Below are 15,328 nucleotides of genomic sequence, written 5' to 3'. Positions count from 1 at the left end.
TCTAATCATCATCAGAGGTCGACCCAGATCCGACCAGTCGCCTAAGACACCGAGGGCTTCGGAGCACGCATGTACCCACGTCCCGGCAATGAAGCGGAGCGGCTCGCCGCCTTGCACGAACTTGCCATTCTCGACACGCCGCCCGAGGTGCGCTTCGATGCCGTCTGCCGCACAGCCTGCGCCTTGTTCGGCCTGCCGATGGCCACCGTCACCCTCGTCGAAGCGGATCGGCAATGGTTCAAGGCGAAGTGCGGCGTCGGCGGGGAAGGTAGTCCCCGGCAGGATTCGTTTTGCACCTACACGATCCTGACGGACGACGTGCTGGTGGTCGAGGATGCGACAAGGGACCCACGCTTTTCCGGCAGCCCCCTGGTCACCGGTGGGCCGCAGATCCGCTTCTATGCCGGGGCCCCGATCATTCTGGCGCCCGGCATCCGCATCGGTACCGTCTGCGTCCTCGGGACCGTTCCGCGCGGGTTCTCCGCCGTGGAGGAGGCGCAACTAGCCGATCTCGCCGCTGTGGTCGCGGCGCAACTGACCCTGCACCGGACCGAAGCGCGACTGCGCGAGAGCGAGGCGCATTACCGGCTGCTTGCCGAGAACACGTCCGACATGATCGTCCGCTCGGGTCTCGACACCCGCCGCCACTACGTCTCCCCGGCGTCCCGGACCCTGCTGGGCTACGATCCCGACGAACTCGTCGGAACGATGCCGATGGACCAGATCCATCCCGACGATGCCGAGGCCTACGCACGCGTCCTGACCACCCTCGGGGAGGGACGGACCGCCCGTGCGGTGACCCGCCAGCGCTACCGCCGCAAGGACGGGTCCTGGGTCTGGGTCGAGGTGACCTTCAATCTCACCCGCGATGCCACGGATGGGCACCCGACCGGATACGTCGCGGCCGTACGTGATATCTCCGAACGCGAGGAAGCGGCCCGCCGTATCGGTCACATGGCCCGGCACGACGCCCTCACGGATCTCGCCAATCGGACCCTGTTCCGGGAGCGCCTGATCGAGGCATTCACAGCGAATCGACGGGGGAAAGATGGGTTTTCCGTGCTGTATCTGGACCTCGACCGCTTCAAGGCGGTCAACGATGGTCTTGGTCACCAAGCCGGGGACCGGCTCCTGTGCCGGGTCGCCGATCGTCTGAAGGGGCTCGTCCGGCAGTCGGATACCGTGGCGCGGGTCGGCGGTGACGAGTTCACCGTGATTCAGGCCGGTACGGACAGGCCCGAGGATCCGCAGCAACTCGCTCAGCGGCTCATCGAGGCCATCCGCCAACCGATCGACCTCGACGGCGAACGAGTGATCGTCGGGGCCAGCGTCGGAATCGCCCGGGCTCCGCAGGATGGCGGAGACGCCGACACCCTGTGCCGGCACGCCGATCTCGCCCTGTATCGTGCAAAGGCAGCCGGCCGGAACACCTTCCGATGCTACGAGCCGGGGATGCGTTTCGACCGCGCGTTCAGGACCCGCGCGGCCGGATAGGGGTGTCTCGCCGGCGTCCGATGGGCGCCGGATGTTGCTACCACCCTCGGGTATCCTCGCCCGTTGGGCGCCGGCCCTGCGGCGTCAGTCGATCGATCACCTGCGGCAAAGCTTGCGCCAGCTGCGACAGGAGATCGTCGCGTTGCAGGCCGGTGCGCTGCTCAAGGGCATCGACGGTGTCGGAACCGAGGGCGTCCGCGAGTTGTCGGGGCTGGACCGGACGGTTCTCACCGGAGCCGATCCAGGATTCGATCATGTCGCCGAGACCACCGCGCTGGAACCGGTCGATCAGTCCGTCGAGGCCAGTCTCACCGTCACCAGGCTCGCGGTCGAGCCGGGCGTAGGGGCCGGCACCCGGATCGCGCTCGGTCGTTCCACCGCCGCCATCTGCCGTACCCCGCTCCCCCGGTCCATCGAGCATCCCCGAGAGATCGCTGAAATCACCCTCCTGGCGGCCGCGCGGCTCGGCACCGCCCCCCCGGTCATACTCTCGTCCGCGATCGTGCCCGAAGCCGCCGAGATCACCATCGTCGTAGCCGCCGGGGGCCTGCCCGCCCGACCCATGCCCGCTTTGGGAATCATCACGGTGGGGGCGGCCGCTGCCGCCCAGAAGATCGCCGAGGCCCCCGGCGCCCTTGGACATCAGGAGCATCAGGAGGGCCTGCACGATGGGCGAGAGATTGCCCATGCCGCCACCGGCTCCGCCGCCCTGCCCGCCGCCCTGTTCGGGTCTGCCGCCGCCCAGAACCTGTCCGAGAACGCCGCCAATGACTTGATCGAGGAGGCCCATGATCGTTTCTCCCGTGCTGCGTGGACGTGTCGGCCTACCGTTGTTGGCTGCCGCCGGTGGCGGCGCGGTCCCGGTCGGGCAAGTGATCGAGGGGATTGGTCCGCTTTCCGCTCGATCCGACGACCGCGGCCGAGTGGTCGATGGCCTTCGGCGGCGAGACCTGTCCGGTGGGCCGCTCCGCCGCGCGGGCATCGCGTGACGGCAGCGTAGCGGGAGTGGGCTGATCGTTGGGGTTGGCGACCGACTGTGCCACGGCGGGCTGGCCGCCGAGGGGCGTGATGAGCATGCCGAAGGCGGCCGAGACGGCGAGGCCGGCAACGAACAGGCCGGTCGCCGCGGTGCCGGCGCGGGGCCGCAGGGCATGGCGCCGGCGGGCGGAGGTGGTGGTCATGAGCAAGACGATCTCCGTGGGAGGACGGGCTCGGCGCCTGCGCGGGGGCGCCATCTGCTGCACCAAGCCCGGCCGGGCCGGGCTGGTTCCCCTCCCCCGCTTCAGCCCTTCTTGCGCCCGCCCCCACCCTTGTATTTCGGCTTCTGCCCACCGAGCCCCTGCGTCGAGCGAGCCTTGGGACGCTCCTGCCATTGCGGCGGGGCGGTGCCTACGGGCAGTTCGCGGTCGGTGCCCGGCCCCATGTTGTCGAGGGTCGGCTTCGAGATGCGGCTCTGCTTCGCGCCGTAGCGTCCCGCCTCGCGTTCGACGTCGCCCTGGCGCGCCATCGGATCGTCGGAGACGAGGAGCTCCGTCGCCTGGAGGCGCTTGAGCTCGTCGCGCAGGCGCGCGGCCTCCTCGAAGTCGAGGTCGGCGGCGGCCGTGCGCATGCGCTTCTCGAGGTCGGCCATCACCGCCTTGAAGTTGTGGCCGATGGTGGCGGCGTTCTTGGCGAGCCCCGTATCGACCTGGACATGGTCGCCCTCGAACACGCTCGAGAGGATGTCGGAGATGCCGCGCTTCACGCTCTGGGGCGTAATGCCGTGCTCGACGTTGTAGGCGAGCTGCTTCGTCCGGCGCCGCTCGGTCTCGGCCATCGCCCGCTCCATGGAGCCGGTGATGTTGTCGGCGTAGAGGATGCAGCGCGCCTCCGCGTTGCGGGCCGCGCGTCCGATGGTCTGGACGAGCGAGGTCTCCGATCGCAGGAAGCCCTCCTTGTCGGCGTCGAGGATCGCGACCAGGGCGCATTCGGGGATGTCGAGGCCCTCGCGCAGGAGGTTGATGCCGATGAGGACATCGAAGGCGCCGAGGCGCAGGTCGCGAATGATCTCGATACGCTCCAGGGTGTCGATGTCCGAGTGCATGTAGCGCACGCGCACGGAGTTCTCGTGCAGATATTCGGTGAGATCCTCGGCCATGCGCTTGGTCAGCGTGGTCACGAGCGTCCGGTAGCCGGCCTGGGCGACTTCGCGGACCTCGCCCAGCAGATCGTCCACTTGGCTGCGGGCGGGCCTGATCTCGATGACCGGATCGACGAGGCCCGTGGGGCGGATGACCTGCTCGGCGAAGACGCCGCCGGTCTGCTCCATCTCCCACTTCGCCGGAGTCGCCGAGACGTGGATCGATTGCGGCCGCATGGCGTCCCATTCCTCGAACCGCAGCGGGCGGTTGTCGAGACAGGACGGCAGGCGGAAGCCGTATTCGGCCAGCGTCGCCTTGCGGCGGAAGTCGCCCTTGTACATGCCGCCGATCTGCGGAACCGTGACGTGACTCTCGTCGGTGAAGACGAGGGCGTTGTCGGGCAGGTACTCGAACAGGGTCGGGGGCGGCTCGCCGGGCTTGCGTCCCGTCAGGTAGCGGGAATAGTTCTCGATGCCGTTGCAGGCGCCCGTGGCCTCGATCATCTCGATGTCGAAGGTGCAGCGCTGTTCGATGCGCTGGGCCTCGATGAGGCGGCCCATCTTCGTCAACTCGTCCACCCGCAGCTTCAGCTCGGTCTTGATGCCCTTCACCGCCTGCTGGAGGGTCGGGCGCGGCGTGACGTAGTGGGAGTTGGCGTAGACCTTCACGAATTTGAGGTCGTTGATCTTCTTGCCGGTGAGCGGGTCGAACTCGGTGATCGACTCGACCTCGTCGCCGAACAGGCCGATGCGCCAGCCGCGATCGTCCAAGTGGGCGGGCCAGAGTTCGATGACGTCGCCGCGCACCCGGAAGGTGCCGCGGGCGAAATCCGACTGGATGCGCTTGTACTGGAGCGCTACGAGGTCGGCTACGAGCTGGCGCTGCTCGATCTTCTCCTCCAGCGACACCGTGAACGACATGGCGGTGTAGGTCTCCACCGAACCGATGCCGTAGATGCACGAGACGGAGGCCACGAGGATCACGTCGTCGCGCTCCAGCAGGGCGCGGGTGGCGGCGTGGCGCATGCGGTCGATCTGCTCGTTGATCGACGATTCCTTCTCGATGAAGGTGTCCGAGCGCGGCACGTAGGCTTCGGGCTGGTAGTAGTCGTAGTACGAAACGAAATACTCCACCGCGTTGTCGGGGAAAAAGCTCTTGAACTCACCGTAGAGCTGCGCCGCCAAGGTCTTGTTCGGGGCGAGGATCAGGGCCGGACGCTGCGTCGCCTCGATGACCTTGGCCATTGTGAAGGTCTTGCCCGAGCCGGTGACGCCGAGCAGCACCTGATCGCGCTCCGCCTTCTTGACCCCGTCCACGAGCTCGGCGATGGCGCGGGGCTGGTCGCCCGCCGGCTCGAACTCGGACTGGAGGCGGAACGGCACGCCGCCCTCGGATTTTTTCGGCCGTTCCGGTCGGTGCGGCGCCCAGTTCTTGCCGTCCTTGAATAGAGGGTTGCCCTCGGTGAGGAGGCGCGACAGGGCGTCCACCGTGGCCGAGACGCCGTCGGTGGCGAGCGACGCGTCGCCATCGTCGGCCAGTCCCTCCGGAGCCGGGCCGTCCTCCGGCGGGGTCAGGCCCAGAGCCTGGGCGAGGCGGGGATCGACCTCGGCCGCGTCATGCGTGAAGGCCGCCTGGGGCGCCTCGCCGAACCCCTTCGCGGATGCGGGTTTCGCGATCGCTTTCTTCGGGCGGCCAGGCCGGGCGGGGGCGGGCGGCGCGGTGTTCTCCACAACCGGCAGGCGATTACGGTTCAGGGCCGGGCTCAGCAGGGCGGCGAGATGCTCGTCGAGGGGCTGAAGCTCGGGTTTCGACGCCTTCGGGGAGCCCCTGGATTGTGAGCTTTTGGGGGGGGAACCCGTGACGGTGGAGGAGCGCGGTTTGTTCGGGGCGGCCATGGATGAGATATGGGCCTTTCGACGGGGGCCGGGAAGGGTTCGCGCCCCGATGGCATCTCCACCGCAGCGTTCGCCCCTGCAACGCGCACATGGCTCACGTGCGCGGGCGAACGGCCCGCCGTCGAAACCGTTGATCCGGCGGGCCGCCTTCACGGCCATGGAGCAGTGAGTTCATGACCGGAACGGCCCTCATCGCCGGTGTCAGCGGCATCGTCGGCAACAACCTCGCCCGCCACCTCGTCGAAACCGGCTGGGACGTTCACGGCCTTGCCCGCCGGCCCGTGCAGAGCCCAGGCGTCACCCCGGTCGCGGCCGACCTCACCGATCCGGACGCCTTGAGAGCGGCCCTGGCCGAGATACGCCCGACCCACGTCTTCATCACCACCTGGATGCGGCAGGAGACCGAAGCCGAGAATTGCCGGGTCAACGGCGCCATGGTCCGCAACCTTCTCGGCGCCCTCGACCACGCACCTCTGGCCCACGTCGCCCTGGTGACGGGGTTGAAGCACTATCTCGGCCCGTTCGAGGCCTACGGGAAGGGCACCCTGCCCCAGACCCCGTTCCGCGAGGATCAGGATCGCCTGCCCGTCGAGAATTTCTACTATGTGCAGGAAGACGAAGTCTTTGCCGCCGCTGCCCGGCGTGGCTTCACCTGGAGCGTGCACCGGCCGCACACCATCATCGGCTATGCGCTGGGCAACGCCATGAACATGGGCGTGACGCTGGCCTGCTACGCCACCCTGTGCCGTGAGACCGGACGGCCGTTCGTGTTTCCGGGCTCGGCCCAGCAATGGAACGGGCTCACCGACGTGACCGATGCGCGCCTGCTTGCCCGTCACCTCGCTTGGGCCTCGACCACCCGGGCTGCCGCCGGCACGGCATTCAACGTCGTCGACGGCGATGTCTTCCGGTGGTCGTGGATGTGGAGCCGCATCGCGGAGTGGTTCGGCGTTCAGCCGGCGCCCTATTCCGGCGAGGCGATGCCCCTTGAGCAGCAGATGTCGGGTGCGGCCCCCCTGTGGCGCGAACTTGCTGCCCGGCACGGGCTCGTCGAGCCGGATCTCGACCGCCTCGCCTCGCCCTGGCACACGGATGCCGACCTTGGCCGGCCCATCGAGGTCGTCACCGACATGAGCCGCAGCCGCCGCCTCGGCTTCCTCGACTACCAGCCCAGCGACGACGCCTTCTTCGACCTGTTCTCGCGGCTCCGGGCCGAGCGGGTGATCCCGTAGGTGACCGGAACACCGTCCCCGGCTGGACAGGCCGGGGCTCGGGACCCAGATCACGCTGGACACGAGACCGGACGGACCCCGATGCAGCCTCAGACCCCCGCAAAGCCCGAACTCGACGACGCCACCCTCGCCTTCGCCGGGAAGGTGTTTCAGTTCGCCCGTCTGGGCCATGCCCGGGAACTCGCCGAGTTGTTCGGTCAGGGCATGCCGGCGAACCTGCGCAACGACAAGGGCGACAGCCTGCTCATGCTCGCCGCCTATAACGGCCAGGCCGAGGCTGCGCAGGCGATCCTCGAACATGGCGGCGACCCGGAACTCGCCAACGACCGGGGCCAGACGCCCCTGGCCGGGGCCGCGTTCAAGGGCGATATCGCCATGACCGAACTGCTCCTCGCACACGGTGCCCTCGTGGACGGCACCGGCGACGGTACCCGCACAGCCCTGATGACGGCCGCGATGTTCGACCGCGTCGCGATCATCGACCTGCTCTTAGCCCATGGCGCCGACCCGGACCGGCGCGACGGGGCCGGGCTCACCGCCGCCGAGATGGCCCAGTCCATGGGGGCGACCCAGGCCCCCGCCCGTCTCGCGCAGGCGTCGAGGCCCCCGGCCTGAGGTAGCCTGCGTCCGGGGCGGTTCGGGTGTATGGAGAGCATCGGGCTCCGGCCCGCGCCCGGCCCATGAGTGTCCCATGACCACCGCCTCCAAGCCCCGTTCGCTCGAGAACCGCCGCATCCTCCTCGTGATCGGCGGCGGCATCGCGGCCTACAAGTCCCTCGACCTTATCCGCCGCCTGCGCGAGCGTGGGGCCCAGGTGCGTCCCCTCCTCACCAAGGGCGCGCAGGAATTCGTGACGCCGCTGGCCGCCGCCGCGCTCGCTGGCGAGCGTGCGCATACGGACCTGTTCGACCGGGCGGAGGAGGCCGATATCAGCCACATCAAGCTTGCCCGCGACGCCGACGCCATCGTGGTCGCGCCCGCTACCGCGAGCCTGATGGCCAGGATGGCAACCGGCGAAGCCTCGGATCTGGCCGCCACGGTGCTGCTCGCCACCACCCTGCCGATCCTCATAGCCCCGGCCATGAACGTGCGGATGTGGCAGCACCCGGCGACACGGCGCAACCTTGCGACGCTCATGGGCGACGGCGTGCGCGTGGTCGGGCCCAATGACGGCGCTATGGCGGAGGCCGAGTTCGGGCCCGGGCGCCTCGCCGAACCGACGGAGATCGCCGCCGCCGTGGAGGCGATGCTGGCCGAGGGCGAGCGACCCGGCGGGTTCGGTTTCCTTGCCGGACGGACCGTGTCCGGGCGCGCACCGGCCGGTCCTCTCGCGGGACGGCGCGTCCTCGTGACCTCGGGGCCGACCCACGAGCCCATCGATCCCGTGCGCTACCTCGCCAACCGCTCGTCCGGCCGCCAGGGACACGCCATTGCGGCCGCGGCTGCGGCGGCGGGAGCCGACGTCACCCTGATCTCTGGCCCGGTCGCGATTCCCGATCCGGATGGCGTGCATGTGGTTCCCGTCGAGACCGCGCGGGCCATGCTGGCCGCCGTGGAGGCGGCCTTGCCGGCGGACATTGCGGTGTTCACGGCCGCCGTCGGCGACTGGCGCCCGGCGGAGGTCGGCACGCGCAAGATCAAGAAGGACGGGAGCGAGCCGCCCCCCCTCCTCCTCGTGGAGAACCCCGACATTCTCGCCACCATCGCGGGCCGGGCGAGCGGGCGCCCGGCTCTCGTGGTGGGCTTCGCCGCCGAGACCGACGACGTGCTCGCCAACGCGCAGCGGAAGATCGCCCGCAAGGGCTGCGATCTACTCGTCGCCAACGACGTTTCGGCCGCCGGGGGCGTCATGGGTGGGCTGAACAACACCGTCCACCTCGTTGGACGCGACGGCTCCGTCGAGACCTGGCCGACCCTCGACAAGGATGAGGTCGGGCGCCGCCTCGTGGCCCGCTTCGCCGCGTTGCTGCCGGCGTGACGCGGTGCGGCAAAAACCTGCGGACCCCGTGCGCGTATTGGCGCGTTAACGCTTGACTAACCCGTCTCCCGGCATCATTTCGGCGTCGCCTCCGATTCCGCCTCGTGCCGGTCGTGCGGCTCCATAGGATCTGACTGACCCAATGCCCAGCGACAGTAGTCGATGGACCGTGCCGCCTTCGGCCGTCCGCGTGCGTCACGCCTGATCGCTGATCGGGCTCGCCCGCGATCGACCCCCGGTGACCGGTCGAACGAGGTGAGCCCATGACCGTCTTGAAGCTTTCTGCCTTTCCGGCCGCTTTTCGTACGAACCTCCTTCCCCTGAGCGACGTTCGCCTCCGCGCCGTACCATCGCGGTCCACCCGTAAGGCCGCGCCGAAATCGCCCCCGAAGAAAAAGCGCGATGCCAACGTCGCCCTCATCATGGCGGTGATGATGAGCCTCGTTTTCGCGCCCGTGGTCGGCATGCACCTGTTTGCCACCTTTGGGCCGGTCGACCTTGGGACGCAGAAGCCCGCCGCCGAGGTCGTGTCGCGCACCGTGCCCGCCCTTCCCCCAGGTTGACGACCTCAGCCGTCCGAGGCGGCGGGGTCCATGTGGACGGCCTCCCAGACATGGCCGTCCGGGTCCTGGAAGCTACAGGCATACATGAAGCCGTGATCCATCACGGGCTTCCACGGCCGGCCTCCGGCGGCCAGGGCCTGGGCCAGCATCGTGTCCACCGCCTCGCGAGACTCCGCCGAGACGCAGGTCAGCACCTCCGTGGCGGTGTTCGCGTCGCTGATCGGCCCGGTGATGAAATCCCGGAACCGGCCCTCCACCATCAGCATGACAAAGATGTTCTCCGCCACGATCATGCAGGCGGCCGCGTCGTTGGAGAAGTTCGGGTCGAAGCCGAACCCGAGGGTGCCGAAGAACGCCCGTGAGACCGTGAGGTCCTTCACGGGGAGGTTTACGAAAATCATCCGCATGTTTCGTCTCCCCGTGGTTGAATGCTGTCAGGCCTGTGCCTGGGCGGCTTCGTGCCGGGCCGCCAGATCGGCCTCCTCCGCCGCGATCTTGACGGCGGCGGGCCGCCCGTTGACGCGGGCGATGTAGGCCATGATCGCCGGTTCCTCGGGAACGAGCTTGAAACTCGTGGTCCAGCCAAGCGCCGTGCCCCACAGAACATCGGCGGCGGTGAAGCGCTCGCCGAGGATGTAGGGTCCCCTGGAGAGAGCCCCCAGCAGGGTCGCCAGCACCGTGTCGAAGTCGCCGTAGGCCGACATGGCGCGCGGACCCGCTTCGCGCTGGAGCGCTCGGTCGATGACCGCCGGCTCGAAGCTCGACCCGTAATAGACCATCCAGCGCAGGTACGGCCCGCGCAGGGGATCGTCGGGAGCCGGGGCGAGGCCCACCCCGGGGAACAGGTCGGCGAGGTAGAGGTAGATCGCCGCCTGCTCGGTCACGAGGGCGTCGCCGTGGGTCAGGGCCGGGACCTTCCCCATGGGGTTGATGGCAAGGTACGCCGCCGCGCGGTGCTCGCCGGCCTTCATGCTCATCACCTGAAGCCGATGCGGCGCGCCGAGCTCCTCCAGGAGAATCCGCACCCCCGTCGAGCGGGTGTTGGGCGCATGGTAGAGCGTGATCTCGGATGCCAAGCAGAATGCCTTTCGCGAATCGTCGACCGCAGGGTCTGCGCCGGGCGGGCCAGCGTCAACCGGAGCGCGCTAGTTGCGGCGCGCCGCGACGGCCTGGGCCAGGAGGCACAGGATCTCGAAGGCCAGGGTGGCGCCGGCCAGCGCCGTGATGCCGGACGGGTCGAGGGGCGGGGCGACCTCGACAAGATCGGCCCCGACGAAGTCGAGGCCGCTCAAGGCCCGCACGAGGAACAGCGCCTCCCGACTGGTGAAGCCCCCCATTTCCGGCGTGCCGGTGCCGGGGGCGTAGGCCGGATCGAGGGCATCGATGTCGAAGCTGAGATAGGCCGGCCCGGCACCGATCACGGCGCGGGCCTCCGCCGCCACCGCGGGCAGGCCCCTCATCGCGACCTCGTCCATGGGGACGATCCGCACGCCCTGCGCCCGCGCCCAGTCGAGTTCGTCGGCGGCGTCGACGCTGCCGCGCAGGCCGATCTGGATCATGCGCCCAGGATCGAGGACGCCGTCCTCGATGGCCCGGCGGAACGGCGTGCCGTGGGTGAGCCGGCTGCCGTCGTACTGGCCGTCGTCGGTGTCGCTGTGGGCATCGATATGGACGAGGCCGAGGGGCCGGTCGCGGCCGAGCGCCCGCAGGACCGGATAGGTCACGAAATGGTCGCCGCCGACGGCCAGGGGAACGATGCCGGCGGCCGCCAGCGGCGCGTAGAACGCTTCGATCCGTGCCGCGGTCGCAGCGACGTCGATGGGGTTGACGCAGACGTCGCCGAGATCGGCGCAAGCGGCGAGATCGTAGGGCGCGATCCCGGTGGCCGCATTGCGCGCACGGGTGCCGGTGGAAGCCTCGCGTATGCCGCGCGGCCCGAGGCGTGCACCCGGCCGGTTGGTGGTGGCCCCGTCGAACGGGATGCCGACGAGGCCGATATCGATGCGGCCCGGGGCCTCGGCGGGGGCTAGGATCGGAAGGCGCATGAAGCTCGCGACACCCGAGAAGCGCGGGCTCGCCATGCCCGAGGGCGGGCGATGGCGCGCGATCCGTCCCGCATCCGGGTCTTCGGTCATCGTTCCTCCACGTGCGTCTGCCAAAGCGATCGTTAGGGCATCCTTTCGCCGGGATGGCGCTTCGATCAAGCGCATGATCGCCCCGCGGCCCCCGTAGCTGCGAAAACCCTCGCGTTGACGGATCGGCGGTGCGTGGCTATAGAGCGCGGATTGCCGACGGTCGCGGTCTTCCCCGTCCGTCGGCTTCGCCATTGCCCGAACAACCTGCACGCGATCATACGACACTCCGGCCTGCGGGCCCGTCGGGATCGCCTCAAACGTGATGAGGATGCCCCATGGCCAACACCGTGTCGGCCAAGAAAATGACCCGCAAGATCGCGAAGCGGACCGCTGTGAACCGCTCGCGCCGCAGCCGTATGCGCACCTTCGTCCGCAAGGTCGAAGAGGCCATTGCCGGTGGCGACCAGACCAGCGCGCTGACCGCCCTGCGGGAAGCCGAGCCCGAGATCATGCGGGCCGCTCAGCACGGCATCGTGCACAAGAACAACGCGTCCCGGAAGGTCTCGCGCCTCGCGGCACGGGTCAAGGCGCTCGCCGCCTAACCCTCCGTCCTTAGGACCCATTGCGAAGAAAGCCCGGCAGCGATGCCGGGCTTTCTTCGTTTTCGGCTGCCCTTCTCGCGCCGCCGGTGGCGAGCCTGGACCATGCGCCATCCCGTCGTGACACCGCGACATGCGTCCACCTGCAGTGTCTCGTTAACGATATTGCCGAATCTCCCATGTTGTGGCGTGCGCAGGCCAAGTGTAACTTAACGATCGCTTGAGAAGACGCCACAAAAGCCGTGCATCTCCGAGTCGAGGATGAACCGTTCACAAGGTCGGGGCTCCGGCTCGACTCACCCCGCCAAGCCCTCGTCGCAATTCGCGCAAATTTGGCTATCCCCATTAGTCCCGTTGTTAGGAGAACCGTAGCTTATTGTTGATAGGCTGTTTTCATCGACAAAAGGTGCCGTGGGTCCATTGACACCGGCGCGAACATCAGGGTCCCGCGAATGGCTTGCGGGACGCGACGTCAGTCAAGTGTGCGTACGTTCCGGCGGCGGCTCTCCGTCCTCGGCGCGAGGAGAGCGATGATGCATGTCGACGGTAGCGTGTCCGGCAACCCCGAGACGGGCATGAGCGGCGTGGGTGGGACCGATCCGGTGGCCGCCTGGGCTCGGGTGAAGCGCCGCTTGCGGGCGGAACTGGGCGAGGACGTGTTCGCGAGCTGGTTCGCCCGGCTCGAACTGCTCGAAGTCTCAGGCGCCACGGCCCGCCTCACGGTGCCCACCCGCTTCCTCAAGAGCTGGATCGAGTCGCACTACATCGACCGCGTCCTGAACACCTTCCGCAGCGAGGTCGAGGAGGTCTCGCGCATCGACGTCTCGGTGCGCGGTCCCGCCGCCCGTCCGGCCGCCGCCGCGAGTGCTCCGAAGCCCGCGATGGCGCCAAGCCCCCTGGCTCGTCTCCAGGCCGCCGGCTCCGGAATGCACGCCCCGGGCGAAGCCGATTCGGAAGTCTCCGCCCCGGTCCGCGCCGAGGGTGGCTCCGGCGACCTCAACGGTGCGCCCCTCGACAACCGCCTGACCTTCGCGAGCTTCGTCGTCGGCCGCTCCAACGCCCTCGCCCATGCGGCCGGCGAGCGCGTCGCCCGCCACGACGGCCAGGGCGCGCTCTACAACCCGCTCTACCTCCATGCCGGGGTCGGCCTGGGCAAGACCCACCTGCTGCACGCCATCGGCCACGCCGCCCGCGATTCCGGCCGCCGGGTGATCTACCTCACCGCCGACCGCTTCATGTACGGCTTCGTCAACGCCCTGAAGACCCAGAACGCCCTAGCCTTCAAGGAGCGCCTGCGCGCCATCGATCTCCTCATCCTCGACGACGTGCAGTTCATCCAGGGCAAGTCGATCCAGGCCGAGTTCGGCCACACCATCAACGCCCTCATCGATGCCGGCCGCCAGGTCGTCGTCGCCTCCGACCGGCCGCCCACCGAACTCGAAGCCCTGGAAGAGCGGGTCCGCTCGCGCCTCGCCGGCGGCCTCGTGGTCGAGATCGGCACCCTCGACGAGCAGTTGCGCACCTCGATCCTCTCGGCGCGGCTCGCCGCCGTGCAGGTCTCGCATCCGAGCTTCGAGGTCTCGCCCACGGTCGCCACCTACGTCGCCCGGGCGATCACCGCCAACGGGCGCGATCTCGAGGGCGCCGTGAACCGGCTGCTCGCCCATGCCACCCTCACGGGGGCGGCGGTGACCATGGAGACCGCCGAGGCCGCGATCCGCGATCTGGTGAAGAACCGCGAGCCCAAGCGCATCAAGATCGAGGACATCCAGAAGCTGGTGGCCTCGCGCTACAACGTCTCGCGCTCCGACATCCTGTCCGAGCGACGCACGGCCGCCGTGGTCAAGCCGCGCCAGATCGCGATGTATCTGTCGAAGGTGCTGACCCTGCGCTCCCTCCCCGAGATCGGCCGGCGCTTCGGCGGTCGCGACCACACCACCGTGCTCCACGCCGTGCGCAAGATCGACAAGCTCATCGGCGAGGACAATGTGCTCAACGACGAAGTCGAACTCCTGAAGCGCATGCTGCAGGATTGAGGCGCGTCGCGCGGCGGAGCTTTCGGCTCCGCCGCGGATCGAAGCCGGGATAGCCGCCCTCTCGCACTTGCGTTCGCCGATGGGCTTCGCCAAGTTCATCGGCCACGGTGCCGGGTTTTGGTGCCGTTCCACGGTGCCTTTCCACGCGGAATGCCGAGGCGCGCCGCCGCGCCGGCTCAAGCGACGTCCACCTTCAGACCACGAGTTTTGTCGATGAGAGTCACTGTCGAGCGCGCGGCCCTCCTTCGTTCGCTCGGCCACGTGCACCGCGTGGTCGAGCGCCGCAACACCATCCCGATCCTGTCGAACGTGCTCCTGCGCGGCGGCCCTGCGGGCCTGGAGCTGCGCGCCACGGACCTCGACATCGAGGTCACGGAGACCATCCCGGCCGATGTGGCCGATGCGGGCGCCACCACCGTGCCGGCGCACGTCATCTACGACATCGTACGCAAGCTGCCCGACGGCGCCCAGGTCTCCCTGGAGACCAGCGGCGAGACGGGGCAGATGACCATCCGCTCGGGCCGCTCGCGGTTCTCGCTCGGCGCCCTGCCGGAAGGCGATTTCCCCGACCTCGCCGCCGGCGAGTTGCCGAACCGCTTCACACTGGCGGCATCCGATCTCAAGCGCCTCATCGAGAAGACGCAGTTCGCCATCTCAACGGAGGAGACGCGGTACTATCTCAACGGCATCTACCTCCACACCATCGAGTCCGAGGGGTCGCTGAAGATGCGGGCCGTCGCCACCGACGGACACCGCCTCGCTCGGGTCGAGATCGAGGCGCCGGACGGAAGCCGCGACATGCCGGGCATCATCGTGCCCCGCAAGGCGGTCGCTGAGATCATCAAGCTCGTGGAGGATGGGGGCGAGGGCGTGGAGATCGACCTGTCCTCGGCCAAGATCCGATTCAAGTTCGCCAGTGGCGTGGTGCTGATCTCCAAGCTCATCGACGGTACATTCCCGGATTACCAGCGCGTCATCCCCTCCGGAAACGACAAGCGCCTTACCGTCGAGCGTGACCAGTTCGCCCGGGCGGTCGATCGTGTCTCGACCATCTCGTCGGAGCGCGGCCGCGCGGTGAAGCTCGCCGTGCAGGAAGGGCGTCTTGCACTTTCCGTGAACAATCCGGATTCCGGCAGTGCCACCGAGGAGCTCGACGTCGATTACGAGGCCGCCGCCCTCGATATCGGCTTCAACGCCCGCTACCTCCTCGACATCACGGCTCAGCTCGAGGGCGACACCGCCCTGTTCAAGCTCGCCGACCCGGGCTCGCCGACCCTGATCCAGGACCGCGAGGGCGCGTCCGCCCTCTATGTGCTGATGCCGATGCGGGTGTGAT

At 68.8% G+C, this 15,328-nt stretch carries 14 protein-coding genes; 8 read left to right on the top strand and 6 right to left on the bottom strand.

The window, feature by feature from the left end; translation table 11 throughout:
* The first annotated feature begins 69 nt into the window (after positions 1 to 69).
* Positions 70 to 1,494 carry a sensor domain-containing diguanylate cyclase gene (locus ASF25_RS12885; protein WP_082502675.1) on the top strand — a complete coding sequence of 475 codons (1,425 nt, stop codon included), beginning with the start codon at positions 70 to 72 and terminating at the stop codon, positions 1,492 to 1,494.
* A gap of 37 nt (positions 1,495 to 1,531) precedes the next feature.
* Here ASF25_RS12885 and ASF25_RS12880 read toward each other — a convergent pair whose 3' ends face one another.
* The 3 genes from ASF25_RS12880 to uvrB all read right to left on the bottom strand — a co-directional run bounded on the left by ASF25_RS12880 (position 1,532) and on the right by uvrB (position 5,509).
* The gene (locus ASF25_RS12880; RefSeq protein ID WP_056305049.1) at positions 1,532 to 2,284 is read right to left on the bottom strand and encodes a YidB family protein; all 753 of its coding nucleotides are present in this window, start codon (positions 2,282 to 2,284) and stop codon (positions 1,532 to 1,534) included.
* A gap of 34 nt (positions 2,285 to 2,318) precedes the next feature.
* Positions 2,319 to 2,570, bottom strand: a complete 252-nt coding sequence (locus tag ASF25_RS12875) for a hypothetical protein (protein ID WP_056175696.1) — start codon at positions 2,568 to 2,570, stop codon at positions 2,319 to 2,321.
* Between the two features lie 206 nt (positions 2,571 to 2,776).
* Positions 2,777 to 5,509: an excinuclease ABC subunit UvrB gene (gene uvrB / locus ASF25_RS12870; RefSeq protein WP_056305047.1), complete on the bottom strand. Its 2,733-nt coding sequence runs from the start codon at positions 5,507 to 5,509 to the stop codon at positions 2,777 to 2,779.
* Positions 5,510 to 5,682: 173 nt separating this feature from the next.
* Between uvrB and ASF25_RS12865 the strand changes: the two genes are divergently transcribed.
* The 4 genes from ASF25_RS12865 to ASF25_RS12850 all read left to right on the top strand — a co-directional run bounded on the left by ASF25_RS12865 (position 5,683) and on the right by ASF25_RS12850 (position 9,282).
* Positions 5,683 to 6,741: an SDR family oxidoreductase gene (locus ASF25_RS12865; protein ID WP_056305046.1), complete on the top strand. Its 1,059-nt coding sequence runs from the start codon at positions 5,683 to 5,685 to the stop codon at positions 6,739 to 6,741.
* Between the two features lie 81 nt (positions 6,742 to 6,822).
* Positions 6,823 to 7,356, top strand: coding sequence for an ankyrin repeat domain-containing protein (locus tag ASF25_RS12860; RefSeq protein ID WP_056263134.1), 534 nt, complete (start codon positions 6,823 to 6,825; stop codon positions 7,354 to 7,356).
* 76 nt (positions 7,357 to 7,432) lie between these two features.
* Complete coding sequence (gene coaBC / locus ASF25_RS12855; protein WP_056305044.1) at positions 7,433 to 8,719, top strand: bifunctional phosphopantothenoylcysteine decarboxylase/phosphopantothenate--cysteine ligase CoaBC; 1,287 nt, start codon at positions 7,433 to 7,435, stop codon at positions 8,717 to 8,719.
* Positions 8,720 to 8,982: 263 nt separating this feature from the next.
* On the top strand, positions 8,983 to 9,282 hold the full coding sequence (locus ASF25_RS12850) for a hypothetical protein (RefSeq protein ID WP_056175543.1): 300 nt from the start codon (positions 8,983 to 8,985) through the stop codon (positions 9,280 to 9,282).
* Positions 9,283 to 9,287: 5 nt separating this feature from the next.
* Here ASF25_RS12850 and ASF25_RS12845 read toward each other — a convergent pair whose 3' ends face one another.
* From ASF25_RS12845 to speB, 3 genes are all read right to left on the bottom strand, one after another.
* Complete coding sequence (locus tag ASF25_RS12845; protein ID WP_056305041.1) at positions 9,288 to 9,689, bottom strand: VOC family protein; 402 nt, start codon at positions 9,687 to 9,689, stop codon at positions 9,288 to 9,290.
* 27 nt (positions 9,690 to 9,716) lie between these two features.
* On the bottom strand, positions 9,717 to 10,358 hold the full coding sequence (locus ASF25_RS12840; RefSeq protein WP_056305039.1) for a glutathione S-transferase: 642 nt from the start codon (positions 10,356 to 10,358) through the stop codon (positions 9,717 to 9,719).
* Positions 10,359 to 10,427: 69 nt separating this feature from the next.
* On the bottom strand, positions 10,428 to 11,417 hold the full coding sequence (speB, locus tag ASF25_RS12835; protein ID WP_056305037.1) for an agmatinase: 990 nt from the start codon (positions 11,415 to 11,417) through the stop codon (positions 10,428 to 10,430).
* Positions 11,418 to 11,692: 275 nt separating this feature from the next.
* Here speB and rpsT point away from each other — a divergent pair, with 275 nt between their 5' ends.
* From rpsT to dnaN, 3 genes are all read left to right on the top strand, one after another.
* On the top strand, positions 11,693 to 11,959 hold the full coding sequence (gene rpsT, locus ASF25_RS12830; RefSeq protein WP_056095665.1) for a 30S ribosomal protein S20: 267 nt from the start codon (positions 11,693 to 11,695) through the stop codon (positions 11,957 to 11,959).
* A gap of 530 nt (positions 11,960 to 12,489) precedes the next feature.
* Positions 12,490 to 13,992, top strand: a complete 1,503-nt coding sequence (gene dnaA, locus ASF25_RS12825) for a chromosomal replication initiator protein DnaA (protein WP_056263189.1) — start codon at positions 12,490 to 12,492, stop codon at positions 13,990 to 13,992.
* A 213-nt stretch (positions 13,993 to 14,205) separates the two neighbouring features.
* Complete coding sequence (gene dnaN, locus ASF25_RS12820; RefSeq protein WP_056305035.1) at positions 14,206 to 15,327, top strand: DNA polymerase III subunit beta; 1,122 nt, start codon at positions 14,206 to 14,208, stop codon at positions 15,325 to 15,327.
* The last annotated feature ends 1 nt before the right edge of the window (position 15,328 follow it).

The sequence above is a fragment of the Methylobacterium sp. Leaf100 genome, from assembly GCF_001422845.1.
Classification (GTDB): Bacteria; Pseudomonadota; Alphaproteobacteria; order Rhizobiales; family Beijerinckiaceae; genus Methylobacterium.
The sequence above is the reverse complement of the archived record's forward strand: the minus strand, read 5'-3'. Positions and strand labels throughout refer to the sequence as shown.

What these genes read in the sequence shown, in the direction of transcription:
- ASF25_RS12880 (WP_056305049.1), bottom strand. Translation starts at nt 2,284, where the DNA reads ATGGGCCTCCTCGATCAAGTCATTGGCGGCGTTCTCGGACAGGTTCTG.
- uvrB (WP_056305047.1), bottom strand. Translation starts at nt 5,509, where the DNA reads ATGGCCGCCCCGAACAAACCGCGCTCCTCCACCGTCACGGGTTCCCCC.
- ASF25_RS12845 (WP_056305041.1), bottom strand. Translation starts at nt 9,689, where the DNA reads ATGCGGATGATTTTCGTAAACCTCCCCGTGAAGGACCTCACGGTCTCA.
- ASF25_RS12885 (WP_082502675.1), top strand. Translation starts at nt 70, where the DNA reads ATGTACCCACGTCCCGGCAATGAAGCGGAGCGGCTCGCCGCCTTGCAC.
- rpsT (WP_056095665.1), top strand. Translation starts at nt 11,693, where the DNA reads ATGGCCAACACCGTGTCGGCCAAGAAAATGACCCGCAAGATCGCGAAG.
- dnaA (WP_056263189.1), top strand. Translation starts at nt 12,490, where the DNA reads ATGCATGTCGACGGTAGCGTGTCCGGCAACCCCGAGACGGGCATGAGC.
- ASF25_RS12850 (WP_056175543.1), top strand. Translation starts at nt 8,983, where the DNA reads ATGACCGTCTTGAAGCTTTCTGCCTTTCCGGCCGCTTTTCGTACGAAC.
- coaBC (WP_056305044.1), top strand. Translation starts at nt 7,433, where the DNA reads ATGACCACCGCCTCCAAGCCCCGTTCGCTCGAGAACCGCCGCATCCTC.
- ASF25_RS12860 (WP_056263134.1), top strand. Translation starts at nt 6,823, where the DNA reads ATGCAGCCTCAGACCCCCGCAAAGCCCGAACTCGACGACGCCACCCTC.
- ASF25_RS12875 (WP_056175696.1), bottom strand. Translation starts at nt 2,570, where the DNA reads ATGCTCATCACGCCCCTCGGCGGCCAGCCCGCCGTGGCACAGTCGGTC.
- dnaN (WP_056305035.1), top strand. Translation starts at nt 14,206, where the DNA reads ATGAGAGTCACTGTCGAGCGCGCGGCCCTCCTTCGTTCGCTCGGCCAC.
- speB (WP_056305037.1), bottom strand. Translation starts at nt 11,417, where the DNA reads ATGACCGAAGACCCGGATGCGGGACGGATCGCGCGCCATCGCCCGCCC.
- ASF25_RS12865 (WP_056305046.1), top strand. Translation starts at nt 5,683, where the DNA reads ATGACCGGAACGGCCCTCATCGCCGGTGTCAGCGGCATCGTCGGCAAC.